At 57.8% G+C, this 17,967-nt stretch carries 13 protein-coding genes; 3 read left to right on the forward strand and 10 right to left on the reverse strand.

All coding sequences use genetic code 11. The annotated features are described in order from the left end of the window. The first annotated feature begins 287 nt into the window (after window positions 1-287). Window positions 288-1,523: a 4Fe-4S binding protein gene (locus tag QZ292_RS05915; RefSeq protein WP_294599180.1), complete on the forward strand. Its 1,236-nt coding sequence runs from the start codon at window positions 288-290 to the stop codon at window positions 1,521-1,523. On the opposite strand, the gene QZ292_RS05920 is transcribed toward QZ292_RS05915, so the two are convergent. The 9 genes from QZ292_RS05920 to QZ292_RS05960 all read right to left on the reverse strand — a co-directional run bounded on the left by QZ292_RS05920 (window position 1,444) and on the right by QZ292_RS05960 (window position 14,266). After that, window positions 1,444-2,532, reverse strand: coding sequence for a BF3164 family lipoprotein (locus QZ292_RS05920; protein ID WP_294599183.1), 1,089 nt, complete (start codon window positions 2,530-2,532; stop codon window positions 1,444-1,446). The genes QZ292_RS05915 and QZ292_RS05920 overlap by 80 nt on opposite strands. 100 nt (window positions 2,533-2,632) lie before the next feature. Then, a complete protein-coding gene (gene infB / locus QZ292_RS05925; RefSeq protein ID WP_294599187.1) occupies window positions 2,633-5,491 on the reverse strand; it encodes a translation initiation factor IF-2 in 2,859 nt (952 codons plus the stop codon). Between the two features lie 124 nt (window positions 5,492-5,615). Beyond that, window positions 5,616-6,854 (reverse strand): transcription termination factor NusA, encoded by a 1,239-nt coding sequence (nusA, locus tag QZ292_RS05930; RefSeq protein WP_294599189.1) that lies wholly within the window; start codon window positions 6,852-6,854, stop codon window positions 5,616-5,618. 68 nt (window positions 6,855-6,922) lie between these two features. Beyond that, window positions 6,923-7,522: a hypothetical protein gene (locus QZ292_RS05935; RefSeq protein WP_294599192.1), complete on the reverse strand. Its 600-nt coding sequence runs from the start codon at window positions 7,520-7,522 to the stop codon at window positions 6,923-6,925. 133 nt (window positions 7,523-7,655) lie between these two features. Further along, window positions 7,656-8,018 (reverse strand): hypothetical protein, encoded by a 363-nt coding sequence (locus tag QZ292_RS05940; RefSeq protein WP_294599195.1) that lies wholly within the window; start codon window positions 8,016-8,018, stop codon window positions 7,656-7,658. A gap of 90 nt (window positions 8,019-8,108) precedes the next feature. After that, window positions 8,109-8,912, reverse strand: coding sequence for an acyl-ACP--UDP-N-acetylglucosamine O-acyltransferase (lpxA, locus tag QZ292_RS05945; protein ID WP_294599198.1), 804 nt, complete (start codon window positions 8,910-8,912; stop codon window positions 8,109-8,111). 24 nt (window positions 8,913-8,936) lie between these two features. Further along, complete coding sequence (locus QZ292_RS05950) at window positions 8,937-10,331, reverse strand: bifunctional UDP-3-O-[3-hydroxymyristoyl] N-acetylglucosamine deacetylase/3-hydroxyacyl-ACP dehydratase (RefSeq protein ID WP_294599202.1); 1,395 nt, start codon at window positions 10,329-10,331, stop codon at window positions 8,937-8,939. Between the two features lie 192 nt (window positions 10,332-10,523). Continuing rightward, on the reverse strand, window positions 10,524-11,453 hold the full coding sequence (locus QZ292_RS05955) for a metallophosphoesterase (RefSeq protein ID WP_294599205.1): 930 nt from the start codon (window positions 11,451-11,453) through the stop codon (window positions 10,524-10,526). Window positions 11,454-11,497: 44 nt separating this feature from the next. Continuing rightward, the gene (locus tag QZ292_RS05960) at window positions 11,498-14,266 is read right to left on the reverse strand and encodes a TonB-dependent receptor (RefSeq protein ID WP_294599208.1); all 2,769 of its coding nucleotides are present in this window, start codon (window positions 14,264-14,266) and stop codon (window positions 11,498-11,500) included. A 349-nt stretch (window positions 14,267-14,615) separates the two neighbouring features. Here QZ292_RS05960 and QZ292_RS05965 point away from each other — a divergent pair, with 349 nt between their 5' ends. Further along, window positions 14,616-15,416 (forward strand): energy transducer TonB, encoded by an 801-nt coding sequence (locus tag QZ292_RS05965; RefSeq protein ID WP_294599211.1) that lies wholly within the window; start codon window positions 14,616-14,618, stop codon window positions 15,414-15,416. Between the two features lie 457 nt (window positions 15,417-15,873). Here the strand turns inward: QZ292_RS05965 and QZ292_RS05970 are convergent, their stop codons facing one another. Further along, complete coding sequence (locus QZ292_RS05970) at window positions 15,874-16,032, reverse strand: hypothetical protein (protein WP_294599214.1); 159 nt, start codon at window positions 16,030-16,032, stop codon at window positions 15,874-15,876. 203 nt (window positions 16,033-16,235) lie between these two features. Between QZ292_RS05970 and QZ292_RS05975 the strand changes: the two genes are divergently transcribed. Continuing rightward, window positions 16,236-17,498 carry a pyridoxal phosphate-dependent aminotransferase family protein gene (locus QZ292_RS05975; RefSeq protein WP_294599217.1) on the forward strand — a complete coding sequence of 421 codons (1,263 nt, stop codon included), beginning with the start codon at window positions 16,236-16,238 and terminating at the stop codon, window positions 17,496-17,498. Window positions 17,499-17,967: the final 469 nt, after the last annotated feature.

A 17,967-nucleotide genomic window follows, 5' to 3' on the forward strand; every position in this document is an offset into this window, starting at 1 on the left:
AACCAGAAAAACTTTAGAGGATGCTTACGCATCCTAAAGCTGCCGGCAGCCCAACTCCCGGACTTTCTTTGGGCCGGGAGCGACGGCGCGCTAAAGGTTTAGCCTACATATAAAGCGCGCCGTTGCCCCGACCCGAAAGTAATCACGAAGATTGAGGACTGCGGAGCCTAAGGAGTAGCGTAGCTAACTAAAAGTCTTTTGGGTACCTTTTCTTCAGAAAAGGTACGGTTCTATCCGGCTCAAAGAATAGTGTGAGAATAAAGCGATTGTTTGACAGCAAGAGACAGATGGCAGATTACCGTCAGTATTGGCAGCATGTTGTCAATAAGATCCCCAAGTTGTTGTTTTTGCTCGTGGTTCTTTACGCCCTGAGCGAGAACCGCGATGCCGTGTTCGGTCGTCAGGGGAGGGAAGCGGTGCCCGAAGCCCCGACCCGGTTCGATTCGGCCCTTGTCGCGCAGTTTTTCGATCATGCCCCTCTGCTGACCACCGACGACTCGGTGATGTACGAAGTGCGGACCGTCGACGAGCCGCACGCCTTGTCCGGATACGTCATCGCCGGGAGGCAGGCGACCAATACGACGCGCGGGTTCGGCGGGCCGGTTTCCGTGGTGATTTTTCTGGATCGGGAGATGATTATCCGCGGGGTGAGGATGCTGCCGAACAACGAGACCCCGCGTTTCGTGCGCCGGCTGGCCGAGGCCCGGTTTCTGGAGCAGTGGAACGGCCGCCATCTGTACGATCGGATTCCCGACGTAGACGCTTTGTCGGGGGCTACCCATACCTCGCAGGCCGTGATTGCCGATGTGAATAAGACCCTGGCCGCGCTGCTTCGGCGGGAACCGAAAACCCGGTCGTGGGACTTCGTGACCAATTATCTGGGCGAGTTTGCCGTCTTGTTTGTGACCGTGATGTCGCTGGCCTGCTTCCTCTCGCCCGAGACGACGCGGAGGATCCGAATCCCGCTGCTGGTGCTTTCGGTGATCGTGCTCGGGATCTGGCAGGGGGCGTTCGTGTCGTTGAGCCTGTTGTACAACTGGCTGTTGTTCGGAGCCTCGTCGATCGCCCGGTTCGGGACGCTCGCGGTTGTGCTGGCGGCGGTCTTGATCCCGTTGTTTACCAATCGGGACTTTTATTGCGCCTATCTGTGTCCTTTCGGCGCGGCGCAGGAGCTGGTCGGAAAGGTGTGGCCCGGGAAGCGTCCGATTCCCAAGCGGGTATTGAAAGGAGCGCGGTGGGGCAGACGCTTGCTGCTGGCCGCCGTCGTCGGTTTGTTGATCCTTCGGCCGCGGTTCGAACTGGCCGATATCGAGCCCTTCACCGCATTTCTGATTCGGTCGGCGGCGACTTCGTCGATCGTGTTGGCCGGGATCGGACTCGGCGCGTCGCTCTTTTTCTATCGGCCGTGGTGTCGGATCGTCTGTCCGACGGGCGAGTTGCTCGCTATTCTGCGCCGTCGGCTGCGGTATCCGAAGCTCCGAGAGCGGCGGCGGGACGATGAGTCGGCAGATCGAACCGCATAAGGCGGCATTCGCCTTCCGGAGAGAGTCCTATGGCGAAAATGGCGTTCATCTTCTCGTCGTAGGCCGTTCTCACGAAGTGCAAGTCGGTTTTATAAACCGACTCCAAGGCCCCGTTCCAGTCGAAGACGACCAGATAGTTCATCTTCCGGAAATCTTTCGTTCCGTTGTAGGTGGCATAGACGTGTTCGTTCGAAGCGCAGAGGGGGCCGAAACCGAACGTAATTACCTCGTAATCCGTCGGATTTCCCCACTTGTCATACGGAAATTCCGGTTCGACGAAATATTCGATATACCGTTGCCGAATCGTGTCGTCCTCCACGTCGAAAAGTTCCAGAATCGCCCCGAAATAGAGCCCCGCAGCCAGACGTTTGCCATCGGGCGAGAGGGCGGCCGAACTGTTTCGCCAGGCCGATTTCATTACGATCGTATCCGTTGCCTCCGGAAAACGGTCATACATGTGCGTCACTTTGCCCTCTCGGGTCAGCAGCGCGAAACGATAGGTATGCCGGGTCGGCATGATATATGCCCCTAAAAGACCTGCCATTCCGTTAGTCGTAGCAAAAATCTCGTCGGCAAAGAAAGGAACGTCGAGCACCCATTCTTCCATCGGCGTCCGGTTCCCGGCCAGCAAGGAGTCGAGGCGCCATCGGATCATCTTTTTGACCTGTGCATCGTAGATCCAGAGGGTGACCGAATCCCGGTCGGGTACAATCGCGTTTGCCGCAATCGCTTCGCCGGGCCCTTTCCCGATGGAACAGAAATCAACGAGCCGCTCGCCCTCTTGCGTGTACAGATGGCCTTGATTCTCGCAGGTGTCGAGATAGATCACGGCGAGGTAATCTCCGACGATTTGCAGATTCGTAGCGAGCGAGGTGAGTATCGTGTCCTCCAATACGACCCCGTCCAGCGGAACCGCTTGCTCCACAGCCAGCGGACGATAATTCGTCCGCTGACCGCAACCGCAGCATGCACACAGCGTGAATAGAATGGGTAGTAACAGCTTTTTCATTCTTTTGTTCTTTTGTCGAGGGGCAAATGACATACAGGCCGGCGATTTCCGCCGGCCTGTATATGAACGAATCGAGGAAATCCCTCCTTGAAAAGAAACGCTACGACAGTTTCCGCGCCACTTCCACCTGTTCGTATCCCTCGATGATATCTCCCACCTTGACGTCGTTGTAGTTCTCGATGTTCAGACCGCACTCCATATTCGGCCCGACTTCCTTGACATCGTCCTTGAACCGTTTGAGCGATCCCAGTTTGCCGGTGTAGACCACGATCCCGTCGCGAATCACCCGCACCAGGGTATTCCGGGTAATCTTCCCCTCGCGCACCAGACACCCTGCGACCGTCCCCACCTTCGTAATCTTGAAGACTTCCATCACCTCCACCGAGCAGACGATCTCCTCCTTGGTCTCCGGCGCGAGCATCCCTTCGATCGCATCCTTGATCTCGTTGATGGCGTCGTAGATGATGGAATAAAGCCTGATTTCGATCTCCTCCTTCTCCGCCAGCTTCCGTGCCGATGCCGAAGGACGCACCTGGAACCCGATAATCACGGCGTTCGAAGCCGCTGCCAGCAGAATGTCGCTCTCCGAAATCGGCCCCACCGCCTTGTGAATCACGTTCACCTGCACCTCTTCGGTCGACAGTTTCACCAGCGAGTCGGTCAGCGCCTCGATCGAGCCGTCCACGTCCCCCTTGATAATGACGTTCAGCTCTTTGAAGTTCCCCACCGCAATGCGTCGCCCGATCTCGTCGAGCGTAATATGTTTCTGCGTCCTGAGGCCCTGCATCCGCTGCAGCTGTTCGCGTTTGTTGGCGATTTCGCGCGCAGCCTTGTCGTCTTCCATGACGTTGAAGTTGTCGCCCGCCTGCGGCGCACCGTTGAGACCCAGCACCAAAACCGGCGTAGAGGGCCCCGCTTCGGTCACCTTCTGGCCCCGTTCGTTGAACATGGCTTTGACCCTCCCCGAATATGTCCCCGAGAGCATCACATCGCCGACGCGCAGCGTCCCGGCGCTCACCAGTACGGTGGCCACGTATCCCCGCCCCTTGTCCAGCGACGATTCGACGACTGTCCCCGACGCCCGCCGGTTCGGATTGGCTTTCAGATCGAGCAACTCCGCCTCCAGCAAGACCTTTTCCAACAGCTTGTCCACGTTGATCCCTTTCTTTGCCGCCACGTCCTGAGACTGGTACTTCCCGCCCCATTCTTCGACCAGATAGTTCATGTTGGCCAGCTCTTCCTTGATCTTTTCCGGATTGGCGTTCGGCTTGTCGATCTTGTTGATGGCAAAGACGATAGGCACCCCTGCCGCCTGTGCATGGTTGATCGCTTCGACCGTCTGCGGCATCACGCTGTCGTCCGCCGCAATGATAATGATGGCCACGTCCGTCACCTTCGCCCCCCGGGCACGCATGGCGGTAAATGCCTCATGCCCCGGCGTGTCGAGGAAGGTGATCCGCCGTCCGTCCTCCATCTTCACGCTATATGCCCCGATATGCTGGGTAATCCCCCCCGCTTCGCCTTCGATGACGTTGGTCTTCCGGATGTAGTCCAGAAGCGATGTCTTCCCGTGGTCGACATGCCCCATGACCGTAACGATCGGCGGCCGCGGCAGCAAGTCTTCCGGTTTGTCTTCCTCTTCGACAATGGCTTCCTGAATATCCACCGTTACGAATTCGACCTTGTATCCGAACTCTTCGGCCACGATCACCAGAGCTTCGGCATCCAGCCGCTGGTTGATCGAGACCATCAGCCCGAGGTTCATGCAGGCGGTGATGACATCCGTCACCGATACGTCCATCATCGTCGCCAGCTCGCTCACCGTCACGAACTCCGTCACCTTGAGGATCGATTTCTCGCGTTCCTGCTGTTCCATCTCCTCGGCCATCCGTCCGTGGATCGCCTCGCGTTTATCCCGCCGATATTTCGCACTCTTGCTCCCCTTGCCTTTAGAGGTAAGCCGCGCCAAGGTCTCCTTAATCTGTTTCTGCACGTCTTCGTCGCTCACCTCCTGCCGCACCACAGGCTGCTTGCCGCCCCGGCCTTTCCGACCGCCGCCCGCAGCATTTCCCCCGAACCGTCCGCCGCCGTTATTTCCTCCGCGACCACCGTTTCCGCCGCCATTCGCTCCCTGTCCGTGCACTGTCGCCGGACGCGAAGTCCCCGGGGTATTGGCCACATCGACCTTCCCTTTCTTAATCCGGTTGCGTTTCCCGCCGCGTCCCCGTTCATATGTGGTCGGCAGCTCGATCTTTCCGACGATCTTCGGCCCGGCCAGACGGTTGGCATCGTCATTTGCACGGAATACTTCCGGTTCTTTCTTTTCCTCGCTCACCGCCGGTTTCGCAACAGGCGCCGCACTCTGTGCAGTTCCCGCCGCCGAAGTCTCCGTCGGTGTTTGTGTCGGTTTCGGTTCCGGTTTCACCGGAGCGGTCGGCGTCTTCACCGCTTCCGTCTTGACAACGGGTTTCGGCTCCGGTTCCGGCTGTTTCACTGCCGGTTTTTCAACAGCAGCAGTCGCCGTCGATTCCGTCGCTGTTTTCTCCGCTGCCGCCGCTTTTTTCTTCGGCCCGTTCAGGTCGAGTTTGCCGACAACCTTCGGCCCGCTCAAGGTCTCGACCGGCGTGGCGAAGACCGTAGCCCCCGTGTTTTTCTTCTTAGTTTCCGTGCCGACAGATTCGTCTCCCGCAGCTGCAGTCGTGTCGGGCGCAGCGTTGTCGTGCAGCGATACGCTCTCGCGCACGGGTTTGATTTTCTCGCGAATGTCGATTTTCTGCACGCTTTTCCCTCCGAACTCGTTCCGCACGAGTTCGACGGCTTTCGGATCGAGAATGGTGCTGGGGCCGTGTTCCACCTTGAAGCCTTTCTTTTCCAGAAATTCCACGATGGTTCCCTGCCCCACGTTATACTCGCGTGCGACGCCGCTCAATCTGACTTTTGTCTGTTTCTCTGCTGCCATGTATCTGTCTTTCCTCTTTTTGATGTGCACCGGCTTGTCGGCCCGGCTGCCTTAAAAACGTTCTCTCTCCTTTCCTCCGTCCTCCGCCTCATGCGTATGCCCCCCTCCGAATCGAAAGCGGGGATCACTCGAATTCGCTCCGAAGAATCCGGAGCACTTCCTGGATGGTCTCCATTTCGAGGTCGGTTCGCTGGGCCAGATCTTCCGCGTTCTGTGCCAACACCCGTTTAGCGGTGTCGAGGCCGATCTTCTTGAACTGGTCGATGATCCAGGGTTCGATTTCGTCGGTGAATTCGGTCAGGTCGACGTCCTCTTCGTCCTCTTCGCTGGTTTCGCGGTAGACGTCGATGTCGTATCCCGTCAGCATGCTGGCCAGCCGGATGTTCAGCCCGCCTTTCCCGATCGCCAGCGAGATTTCGCTCGGTTTGAGGTGTACTTCCGCCGTTTTGGTCTCTTCGTTGATGTCGATCGAGAGCACTTTGGCCGGGTTCAGCGCGCGCTGGATCATCAGGCTCGGATTGGCCGTGTAGCTCACCACGTCGATGTTTTCGTTCCGCAACTCCTTGACGATCCCATAAATCCTCGACCCTTTGACCCCCACGCAAGCCCCTACCGGGTCGATCCGTTCGTCATAAGATTCCACCGCCACCTTGGCCCGCTCGCCCGGAATCCGGACGATTTTCTTGATGGTGATCAGTCCGTCGAAGATTTCCGGCACTTCGAGTTCGAACAACCGTTCGAGGAACTCCGGCGCGGTCCGCGACAGGATGATCTTCGGGCTGTTGTTGATCATCTCGACTTTCGAGACAATGGCCCGAATCGTATCCCCTTTCCGGAAGAAGTCGCTCGGAATCTGTTCCGCCTTGGGCAGCAACAGCTCGTTGTCCTCGTCGTCGAGCACCAGTATTTCGCGTTTCCAGACCTGGTACACTTCGCCGGTGATAATCTCGCCCACCCGTTCGGTGTATTTCTGGAACAAATTGGCTTTCTCCAGATCCGTGATCCGCGAGGCGAGGTTCTGCCGGATGGCCAAGACGCTGCGCCGTCCGAAGTCCGAGAATTTGACTTCGGTGGCTACCTCTTCGCCCACTTCGTATGTCGGGTCGATTTTCCGGGCATCGGTCAGGCTGATCTGCGTGTTTTCGTCCAGCACGTCGCCGTCTTCCATCACCAGCCGGTTTCGCCAGATTTCGAAGTCTCCGCTTTCGGTGTTGATGATGATGTCGAAGTTTTCGTCCGATCCGTAGGTCTTGACGAGCATGTTTCGGAAGACGTCTTCCAGCACGCTCACCATGGTGGCCCGGTCGATATTCTTGAGTTCCTTGAATTCGGCGAATGTGTTGATCAGGTTAATTGTTTCCATCGCTCTTGTCTGCGTCCGCGCCTGCATGGAGGCGGGATATTTAATTTGTTTTTTTGAATGCTCGATCGTTATTTGAAGTCGAAGTGTTCGCTCACGGCTTTCGTATCCGCCAGTTGAACCCGTTCGCGTCGTTCGACGTCGGTTTTCCGTTTCTTCCCGGGCACGAGTTCCCTGACGGTATAAGCCACCTCGATCGCGGCCGGAGCATCCGCCCCGTCGTCCGAGGAGTCGTAGCCGATGCCGCACAAAACCACTCCCGTCAGTTTTTTCCCGTCTCTGAAAAGCACGTCCACGCGCGGCAAATCGCCCCCATCTCTTAAAGATGCCTGCCGGATGAGTTTCTGGTATTGCCGTCCCAGTTTCAGCGGCTGTCCCAGTCCTGCCGACATGACGGTGAGCTGGCAGTCCCATCCTTCGCCATATTCCGCCTCCAGCCGGGCGTTAATCTCCCGACTCAGTAACGCGCAGTCGTCGATTCCCACTCCCCGCATCCGCCCTTCGTCGTCCATCCCGTCGCAATCTATCGTCACGGTGATTTCGTCGATCCCTCCGGCGCCATTCTCCCGGCACGCGAGGTCGACGACGAAAAATCCCCGCTCTCCCCAAACAGAGTCGCTTCCCTCGATCATCGAGCGGATCAGTTCCCGTATAGCTGTGGTGTCCGTCATGGTCGTCCTGCATAATAAACAGAAAACGGAGGTCGAACGCCCCCGTTTCCAAATCTCACCTAACGGACGAAGCGTCCGTAATATCTTTGCGAATAATCAACCTTTGGGGAGGTATTCGCTTGTTATATCCCTCCTATTTCCCCTCTTCTTCCTCTTCCTCCTCTTGCGCCCAGAAGAGATCCTGCAAATCTCCGCTGATTACTTTATTATTCAATCTCACCTCGAAATCGCCACCTTGTTCCTCAAAACAGGAGACATTATCGAACTTACTGAAAATAGTTGAGATAACATTTCGCATCATTAATTTGATGCAAATTTTTAATTGTTTTTTCTGCTCTTCATTCAGACTAAGATACAACTTGTGACTTTCGATCCAAGATTGATCCGTCCAATCTTCGGTAGACACAGCATCAGAAAAGAGATCATTGAGATAATAGTTAAAATCGTCGGTCAATATCTCTGTTCTTACAGCTTTGACATATTCAGAAGCATCCATAATTTCTGAATTTTAAAGTGATACAGAAAGATGCAACAAATATATACAATGTTATGCAGTTATACAAATACGGCCCGCAAATAAATGCAGCTACTCTGTATCCTGATCTTTCAACCGCGGCTGGTACGGTTTGATAACCCCCCGCTTCGACCCTGCGAAGAAGTTCAGCATCTCTCTCCGCGCCTCCGAGTCGGGCAGCCGCTCTTCCAGCAGGCCGCACGCTTTCCCGTACGAATACCCGTTCTGGAACATGATCCGGCAGATGTTCATGATCTCCTCGATCTGCTTGGCGTCGAACCCTCTCCGCCGCAGCCCGATGGTGTTTACCCCCACGTACGATGCCGGATAGTGCGCCGCCTTGATGAAAGGCGGAATGTCCTTGCCGACCATCGTCCCGCCGCTGGTCATGGCGTGTTTCCCGACGCGGCAGAACTGGTGGATGGCCGTATGCCCTCCGAGAATGACCCAGTCGTCCAGCTCGACCTCTCCGGCCAGCGAAACGTTGTTGGCCAGAATGCAGTGGTCGCCTACCACGCAGTCGTGTCCCACATGCGCATAGGCCATGATCAGCGTGTCGCTCCCCACGATCGTCGTATTCTTCGCCGCCGTTCCCCGGTTGACCGTGGCGCATTCGCGGATCATCGTCCGGTCGCCGATGACGGCCGTAGTCTCCTCTCCCCTGAATTTGAGGTCCTGCGGAATGCCGGCAATCACTGCTCCGCTGAATATCTTACAGTCGCGGCCGATCACCGCCCCGTCGTTAATTACCGCGTTCGGCCCGATCCATGTGCCGTCTCCGACGGTCACCTTGCCGGCGATGTATGCAAAAGGCTCTACGGTCACATTTGCGCCCAGTTTCGCGTCCGGATGGACATAGGCCAGAGGATGTATCATAAAGTGTAAAGAAAGAGTGTCCGATTATTTGTTCTTGGTCACGAGCGCCATCAGCGAGGCTTCCGTCGCCAGCGTTCCCCGCACGTACGCCCGTGCGTCCATTTTGACGATCCCGCGCCGGATCGGTTCCGAGAGGTGCAGTTCGAACTGGAGCGTATCCCCCGGCACCACCTTCTGCCGGTATTTCACCCCGTCGATCGTCATGAAGTAGGTCGAGTAGTTTTCCGGATCCGGCACCGTGCTCAGTGCCAGAATCCCGCCGCACTGCGCCATCGCTTCGACGATCAGCACCCCCGGCATCACCGGTTCGTCGGGGAAGTGTCCCACGAAGAACGGTTCGTTCATCGTCACGTTCTTGATCCCCACCACCGATTCGTCCGTGATGTGGATGATCTTGTCCACCAGCAGGAACGGCGGCCGGTGCGGCAGCATCGCTTTGATCTGGTTGATGTCGTACAGCGGCTCGATGTTCGGGTTGTATTTGAAGGTCGGTTTGTCGGCGTCGCGTTTGATGTGCTTCCGCAGCAGTTTGGCGAACTCCGTATTGGCTTTGTGTCCCGGCCGGGTGGCGAAAATCCGCCCTTTGAGTCTCATCCCCACCAACGCCAGGTCGCCCAGCAGATCGAGCAGCTTGTGCCGCGCGATTTCGTTGTTGAAGTGCAGATCGAGGTTGTTGAGATATCCCTGCCGATCCGCTGAAATCCCCTCGCGTCCGAACAGTTTGCCGATCTGCGCCGCCTTGTCCGCCGATACCGGCTGTTCGACGATCACGATGGCGTTGTCCAAATCCCCCCCCTTGATCATATTGTTCTGGATCAGCGGCTCGATTTCGTGCAGGAAGACGAACGTTCTGCTCGGCGCCACCGTCTCTGCGAATTCGTCGCCATCGGCGAATACAGCATACTGTTGTCCCACCACCTTGGAGCCGAAATCGACGTTCACGACCGCCGAAAATTCGTCGTCCGGATAGGCGATGATCTCCGTCGCGTTGTTCTCCCCGGAGCTGAGGACGGTTTTTTCCGAGATTTCGTAGTATTTCCGTTTTTGAGTCTGCTCCGTGATCCCCGCCTGCCGGATGAGTTTCACCCACGGCATGGCCGAACCGTCCGCGATGGGCACCTCGCCGCCGTCCACCTCCACCAATGCGTTGTCCACGCCGCACCCCCACAGCGCCGCCATCAGGTGTTCGACCGTCGAGACCGTCGCGTCGCCCTTCTTCAGTACCGTGCTGCGCGAAGTCTGCGCCACGTTTTCCGCCACCGCATCGATCGTCGGCCGTCCGTCGAGGTCCGTCCGGCAGAATTTGATTCCGTGTCCTTCTCCCGCCGGCTGAATCGTCAGGTTTACGGTCGCGCCCGTATGCAGGCCTTTCCCGGAGAAAGAGCAGGCGCTTGCAAGCGTTTGTTGTTTGTCCGTCATCGTTTCGGTTCGTTTATTGCGGCAAAGATAGGAAAAAAAACGAAAGATCGGGCGGGTTGATGTAATAAGGTTGTAAATGAGCGGTTTAAATCCTCCGGAGGAGCGGGTGGGCGGAGCATGAAAAAACCGTTTTAACCGGTGGATGCGGTTAAAACGGTTCCCTGGCTCCGCGGATGGATCCGGAGGGCTCTGCTATTTGTTCCGGGTGATCGTATAGAGGATATTCCCGAGTTTGTCGATCATGTGCAGCCGGAGTGTCTTCTTGTCGGCCGAGACGACCGAGAAACCCGGCTCGGAGCTGCAAAACCGGCTCCCTTCGACGGGTTTCGCCGGGCGGCTGAGCGAGCCGGCGGAGTTGGTCACGTAGTCGATGTCGCTGCCCGGCACGCGGAGGTGTTGGAAATTGTGGATATGGCCGTTGATGTACATGTCCACCCGGTGCCGCCGCAGGATCGGGTCGAGACGGGTCTGCAGATCGGTGCGCTCGGTGGCCTCTTTCGGTGTCTCGGCATAGATCGGGTGGTGTCCCGCCACGATGATCCAATCCTCGGTCGCGGCCGCGAGGACGGAATCGATCCAGACGAGCTGCCTGTCGATCTCCTGTTCGGCAGCGTCGGGATACTGGTCGCTCTCGTTGCGGTATTTGTCGATCAGGGGCGTGGTGTCGATCCAGACGACACAGAGGGTGACCTCTTTCTTCTTAAAGGAGCGGGTGTAATACCGGGCCGGCATCGTCCATCGGCGGCTGACGGCCGAATAGTCGATCACGGCCTGCGTATTGCCCCGGTACTCGTGGTTGCCGAGGAGCGGGAACCACTCGATCATCAGCTCCGGATGGGCGTAGATCGACTCGTAGTTGGTCATCCACAACGGGTCGGCGACGCTCTGCACCCCCTCGAAATGGTGGATGTCGCCCGTGGCGAGCACGAACTCCGGGCCGATCTCTTCGGCCATCGCGCCCATCCGTTCGGCGATGGGTTTCTGGTCGTAGTAACCGTTGCGGCCCAGGTCGTTGGCTACATAGAAATTGAGTCTCTTGTCGAAAATGCTGTAATCCTGGATTTGCGCCGAAGCGAACCGGCTCGCGATACCGATCAACAGCAGAAAAAACGCTCTTTTCATGGTTCTTTATGGATTTGTTTTGGAGTGTGATGTTTCGGGTGCGGTCAGAAAGCGATCTTTATCCCCGCATTCACCCGCACACCGTAGTATTCGGCCTGCATGGTGCGGTCTCGCGTTCCCTGATAGTAACGCAGCGGCTGGTTGAGGAGGTTGTTCGCCTCGGCATAGAACGTGGTCTTGAACTTCCGCCCGAACGTGTAGCCGGCATTCAGATCCAGATAGCTCACCCGGTCGTAGTAGCGGTCGTAGAAAGCGCTTTCGCCCAGTTCGTCGATGAAGTCGGAGGCGAAGTTATAGGAGAGACGCAGGTTGAAGCCCTTTTTCTCGAAATAGAGCGAGAGGTTGGCCGTATGGGCGGGCGATCCGGGCAGAGAGAGGCCTTTCTCGTGTTCGCGCCCCTCGAAATGGAACTCCTTCACCCGGGAGCGGACATAAGTATAGGTGCCGTAGAAGCCCAGACACTTCAGGGCCGGCGAGATGAACCCGAAATCACGCTGATAGGTCACCTCCACCCCGAACAGATCGGCGTTGCCGGCATTCTGCGGCTGGGTGAAACGCCGATAGACATGTCCCTGATATTCCACGTTGTTGGCCGCCACATCCACGATGAAGTCGTCGATCTTCTTATAGAACATGCCGACGCTGACGAGCCCGACGCTCCGGAAGTAGTATTCGGCCGAAAGGTCGAAGTTATAAGAGACGGTGGGTTTCAGGTCGGAGTTCCCGAGAACGATCTCGTCGTCCGAGCGTTTGATGTTCACGCTGGGCACCAGGGCGGAGTATTTGGGCCGCGCGAGGGTCTGCGTGAAGGCCCCGCGCACTTTGAAATCGTCGCTGACATTCCATTTCAACAGGATCGAGGGGAGAAAGTTGATATACCGGTTGGTACGGCGTTCGGACGGAGAGGTCAGATCCTCGTCGGCATCGTACGTGCATCCGACGTACGACAGCCCGGTGTGTTCCAGCCGCAGCCCGGCGGCCAGTTCGAGGTCGGACGTCAGGCGGGAGTCGAAGCGGACGTAGCCGGAGGTGACGGTTTCGCGGGCGTCGAAGTTGGAGGCCAGCTCCTCCTGCACCCGTTCGCCCTCGAACAGCGACGGGTCGTTCAGGGCGAGCGAACCGACGTACTGTTTGGAGGCAAACACGCCGGCGTGGTATTTGGGATCGGGCATGAAGCGGCGATTGGTCTGGTCGACGGTGTGCATCAGGCTGTTGGCCAGAAAGGCATCCTCGTCCAACGGCGTGTATTCATAGAAATCGATCTCCTTTTCTTTGCTCTTGCGCGTTATCTTCGCCCCGAAGCGCAGCTTGTTGCCGTTCTGAAACGGCAGCTTGAAATCGACGGCTAGTTTCAGGTCTCGTTCGGTGATATCTTCCTGTTGTTCGGTCAGCTCTTTCAGACTGAACCGGTCGTCGAGTGTCATGGTGTAGCCGGCTTTGGGGGTGGCGAAGGGCCGGCGCGTATCGCTCAGGTCGACGTCGAACAGCTGTTTCTTCAGCCCGAAGTCGAGGTACCGTTCGTTGGGACGTCTCTCCGAAGCGCAGGCATAGCCGGCATGCCAGTCCATGCCGAGTGCTCCGAACAGGTGTTCGCCGCCCAGCGCGAAATCCATCGTGCGCTGCCGTTCCAGACGGGCGTTGCGGTTGTCGGGCGTCCCGGCCTTGGTCTGCACGCGCACGGTGGCCTCTCCGTCCGTGTCCAGATCTTTCAGCGTCGTGCGGTAGCGGTTCTCCCAGTCGTTGCGGTTGTTGAAGATCCCCTTGAACGTGAGCTTGTGGTTGGCGTCGATGGTGTAATCCAGCGCGGCGGAGTAGCTCTGGCGTTCGCGGGTGACATAGTACTGGCGAATCTGGTAGTCGTTCACGTAGGCCTGACCGTTGTCGTCCTGTTCCCAGGCGAACTCCGTGTCGTACGAGCCGGAGGGGGCGTTCTGGTAGGAGGCGGCGAGCACCAGCCCCAGACGGTCTCCGAAGAACCGGTCGCCGTAGGTCAGCCCCAGATTGAGCTGTGCTTTCCGGCTCACCCAGTTGTATCCGCTTCCGGCCGTGGCGTTGAAGAAACGCCGGAAAGGCGAGCTTTTGGTCACCAGGTTGATGCTCCCGCCGATGGCGTCTCCGTCCATGTCGGAGGTCACGACTTTGTTGACCTCGATGGTCTGGATCATGTCGGCCGGGATCAGGTCGAGCTGGACGTTACGCGTGTCGCCCTCGGCCGACGGGACGCGGTCGCCGTTGATGGTGACGGAGCTCAGGTCGGCGCTGGTGCCCCGCACCTGTCCGAAGCGCGCCTCGCCCTGGTCGTACTGCACGTTGATGCCCGAGATGCGCTTGAGTGCGTCGCCGATGTTCGAGTCGGGGAATTTGCCTACCTGATCCGCAGAAACGACGTTCGTGATGCCCATTTTGTTCTTCTGCGAATTGATCGCCCGCCGCTGCCCGGAGAAGGTGCCTTTCACCACGACCTCCTGGGTCTCGAGGGCCGCTGTCAGCACGAAGGTCTTTTCCAGTGTATGGCCTGCGGAGACGAGCACTTTCTGTTCGACGGGCTGGTATCCGACGTAGGTGACTTTGACGGTGTACGTGCCGGGTTCGAGGTTGGCGAGCGTGTAGAAGCCGTTCACGTCGCTGACGATGCCCGTGTGCAGCGTTTCGATGTAGACGGAGGCGCCCGGCAGGGCCTGTTTCTCGGAGTCGATGATTCGACCGCGTACGGCTCCGTGTTTTTCCGATGTTTCGGCCTTTTCGTCGGCCCGGGCCGGGAGCTGGCCGGCCACGCAGAGGATCAGAAAAAACAATCGTAAAATGTGTCTCATAAAATTGGTATGGATTGTTAGGATTTCATTGCGAAAGTAGAGGGGCGATGTTTCAGAAATATGACAGAAAGAAGAAGAAAACGCTAAATGCTGCGCGCGAGATGCCGGCGGGATGCGGGGCGTCGTTTTCCGTTCGGAGCGGACGGAGGGTCAGGGGGGGACAGGAAGAAATTACGGTATTAATGTTTAACTTTGCCCTCAGATGGCTACACCTCCAAATAAAACTCCGACAGAACGGCCGGGCCGTGTTTCCCGCGAGACGGCTCCGCCGCGTCTTTCCCGGACGGCGAAACGGGGGCCGGGAACAACGCCTCCTCCCTCTGCTCCGCGCCGGTCACCGGCGGACGGCATGCGGCGGGAGCGGATCGCGCTGCCGTTCGATTCCCGCCGCCGGCGGACGGATGCGGGCGAATGGGTCTATCGCCACCGGGTCGGACTGCTGGTGACGGTGGTGCTCTATTTGATCGCGGCGATTCTTTTCGTTTCCTATAAAATCGTGGTGCTCGAAAATCCGACGACTACGATGTACATCGATCTGGTCGACCCGAACGAGCCGGAGCTGCCGAAACCGGAACCGGAAGAGTCGAAACCGGAGCCGATTCGACGGCTGGAGGCGAATTACGAACCGGTTTCGAACCGGATTTCGGATCAGAATGCGAAGATGGACGCTTCGTTGCGGGACGACCGGGGGACGCGGGTGGATCAGTTGATGGAGGAGGCGGAACGGGTGCAGCGGGAGCTGGAAGCCGGTCAGCAGGCATTCCGGTCGGGGATGGACGAGTTGGCCGAGATGTCGAAACGGAGCCGGATGCCGAAATCTGCCTCGTCGCAGGTCAAGCTGGAGGGCGGTTCCGAGCATCGGACGGTCAAGGTGCAGGGGAATGTGACGGTGTCGTATAATCTGGCGGGGCGGTATGCGACCTATTTGCATGTGCCGGCTTATCAGTGTCGCGAAGGGGGGACGGTGGTTGTCGGGATCACGGTGAACCGGGAGGGCGAGGTGACGAGTGCGGCGGTGGAGCAGGCTTCGCCGGGAGATTGCATCGCGGAACGGGCAGTGCAGGCGGCTCGGGCGTCGCGGTTCAATGCGGATGCCAATGCGGCGGATCGGCAGCGGGGAACGATCACCTATGTTTTTGTCGCTCAGTAGTTTTAGATTGTTGCCAGGTGGCGGCTGAAGGCATTGTGCGCCGCCGCTTAAAAAAGTTGAATCGCTCGGCGCGCGAACAGAGACGGACAAAGATTTGGGCCGACCCAGCCATCTGCCCACCGCGGGCACGCGGGGCCCGGCCGGCCCGAGGCCAGTCGAAGCTCGACCGCGCGCCGACGCCTTAAAAGGCGATTCAACTGTTTCGGCGATGAGCCGAAACAGAATGAATCGCCCAAGGCGCGCGGAAAAATTTGTTCCCGTCGCCCGCCCGCTTTTAAGCGGGCGGGCGGTGCGTGCCGCACTCCCAATAGGCCGCCTCTACCCTAACAGGATAGAACTGCCCTTCGCGGTAGGCGTCGGGCTAATAAGGCCAAGAGAACTCTAATAAAACGCCCGGTGGGCGCCCTGGCGGGACGGAGCGATGCTTGCGCATCGCTAAGGCAGCCTCTGCCCCCGTTTATTCCGAGAGGCAACGCAACTGATGACCGTGGGCACGGTAATTCGTGTCACAAGGGCGGACGTATGTCGTGCCAAATCCCAGATGAAGGCTGCTGATACTATTGATAACAGAAGACCAACTATATCCATAAAGGCCGCTACCTGCAGAACTGCCCATATGTCCGTTGCGGTAGCCCGGGGCGGGACGACCTTTTCGAACTGCCGATCCTTTTGGACGTCCGCAGCGGTGAAAACCGCCTCTGTGCGGATCGGAATTCCCAAAATACGATTTTATACTTACCCTCCGTCCGGACTCCCGAACGGAAAAAAGCGTACCTTTGACGCGTCTTTTATCCGTCATCATTCTAAAATCGACATACAGTGGATATTTTCGAACGCATCAAACAAGACGCCGGCGGCCCTATCGGCCAGTATCAGAAACTGAGCCACGGCTACTACTCCTTCCCGAAACTCGAAGGGCCTATCGGCCCGCGGATGGTCTTTCGCGGCAAAATGATGCTCAACTGGAGCCTCAATAACTACCTCGGACTGGCCAACCACCCGGAAGTGATGGCTGCCGATGCCGAAGCCGCCCGCGAATTCGGGATGGCTGCCCCGATGGGAGCCCGGATGATGAGCGGGCAGACCAAATACCACGAAGAACTCGAACGCCGGCTGGCCGCTTTCGTCGGCAAACCGGACGCCTTCCTGCTCAACTTCGGCTACCAGGGGATGGTCTCGATCATCGACTGTCTGGCAACCGCCAAAGACGTGATCGTTTATGACTCGGAAGCGCACGCCTGCATTATCGACGGGCTGCTGATTCACAAGGCCAAGGGCGGGAAACGGTTCGTGTACCACCACAACGACATGGCGAAATGTCGGCTGATGCTCGAACGGGCGACGAAACTCGCCCGGCAGCAGGGCGGCGGCGTGCTGCTGATCACCGAAGGCGTTTTCGGGATGAAAGGCGACCTGGGTAAGCTGGACGAGATCGTGGCCATGAAAAAGGACTTCGATTTCCGGATTCTGGTGGACGACGCACACGGGTTGGGAACGATGGGCAAGACCGGAGCCGGGACGCCGGAACATTTCGGCGTAGCGGATCAGATCGACGTGCACTTCGGTACCTTCGCCAAATCGTTCGCCGGGATCGGGGCTTTCGTGGCGTCGGATCCGGATATCGTCAACTTCCTGCGCTACAACATGCGGTCGCAGCTCTACGCCAAATCGCTGCCGATGCCGATGGTCAAGGGGGCGATGAAGCGTCTTGACCTGATTCAGGAGCATCCGGAGTATCGCGAAAAGTTGTGGACGATCGTGCGGGCGTTGCAGAAAGGGTTCGTGGATGCCGGATTCGACATCGGCGTGACGCAGTCGCCGGTGACACCGGTCTATATGAAAGGCGGGGTGGAAGATGCCACGAATATCGTGGTGGACTTGCGCGAAAACCACAACCTGTTCTGTTCGGTAGTGGTCTATCCGGTGATTCCGAAGGGGGAAATCATCCTCCGGATTATTCCGACGGCGGTGCATACACTCGAAGACGTGGAATATACGCTGAATGCCTTCAAGGCTTGCCGCGGAAAGCTGGAGTCGGGCGAATACCACAAACCGATTCAGAATATGGCGGATCCGATGTAGTCTGGTTCAAGACTTTGACGGATACGTTAATTTATACGGGTTCTTTCTCGGTTTCGGGAAAGAACCCGTTTTCTTTTTTGGTATTTGGTTCTGTAAGAGAGGCTGTTTCGACGAAACTTGGGTTGCTCCACTGCACGATGAAGTTTAAGGATTGCGGATCCTGAGGCGTAGCGTAGCTATCATAAAGTTTTTCTGGTTCTCTTTGTTCACAACCGACGCTGCCAGCGAGCGCAATGCAAACGCAGTTTGCAAATTGCCGAGCGGCGAGGAGGAACCGAGTAGCGTACTGAGGGCAGAGACCACTTGTGGGCTTTGCCGAGGTAGCACGAGGAAGCCGAAGGCAACGCGTAAGCCAACGAGAACAGTACCCTCAAACTAATGCGTGCCGCTGCCTTTTCAGGCGTGCAAAAAATCCGTCGCCCGCCCGCGTAAAGAGGGATTTCACTCGTTTTGCGGTGAGCAAAATCGA

Source organism: uncultured Rikenella sp. (assembly GCF_910577125.1).
Classification (GTDB): domain Bacteria; phylum Bacteroidota; class Bacteroidia; order Bacteroidales; family Rikenellaceae; genus Rikenella.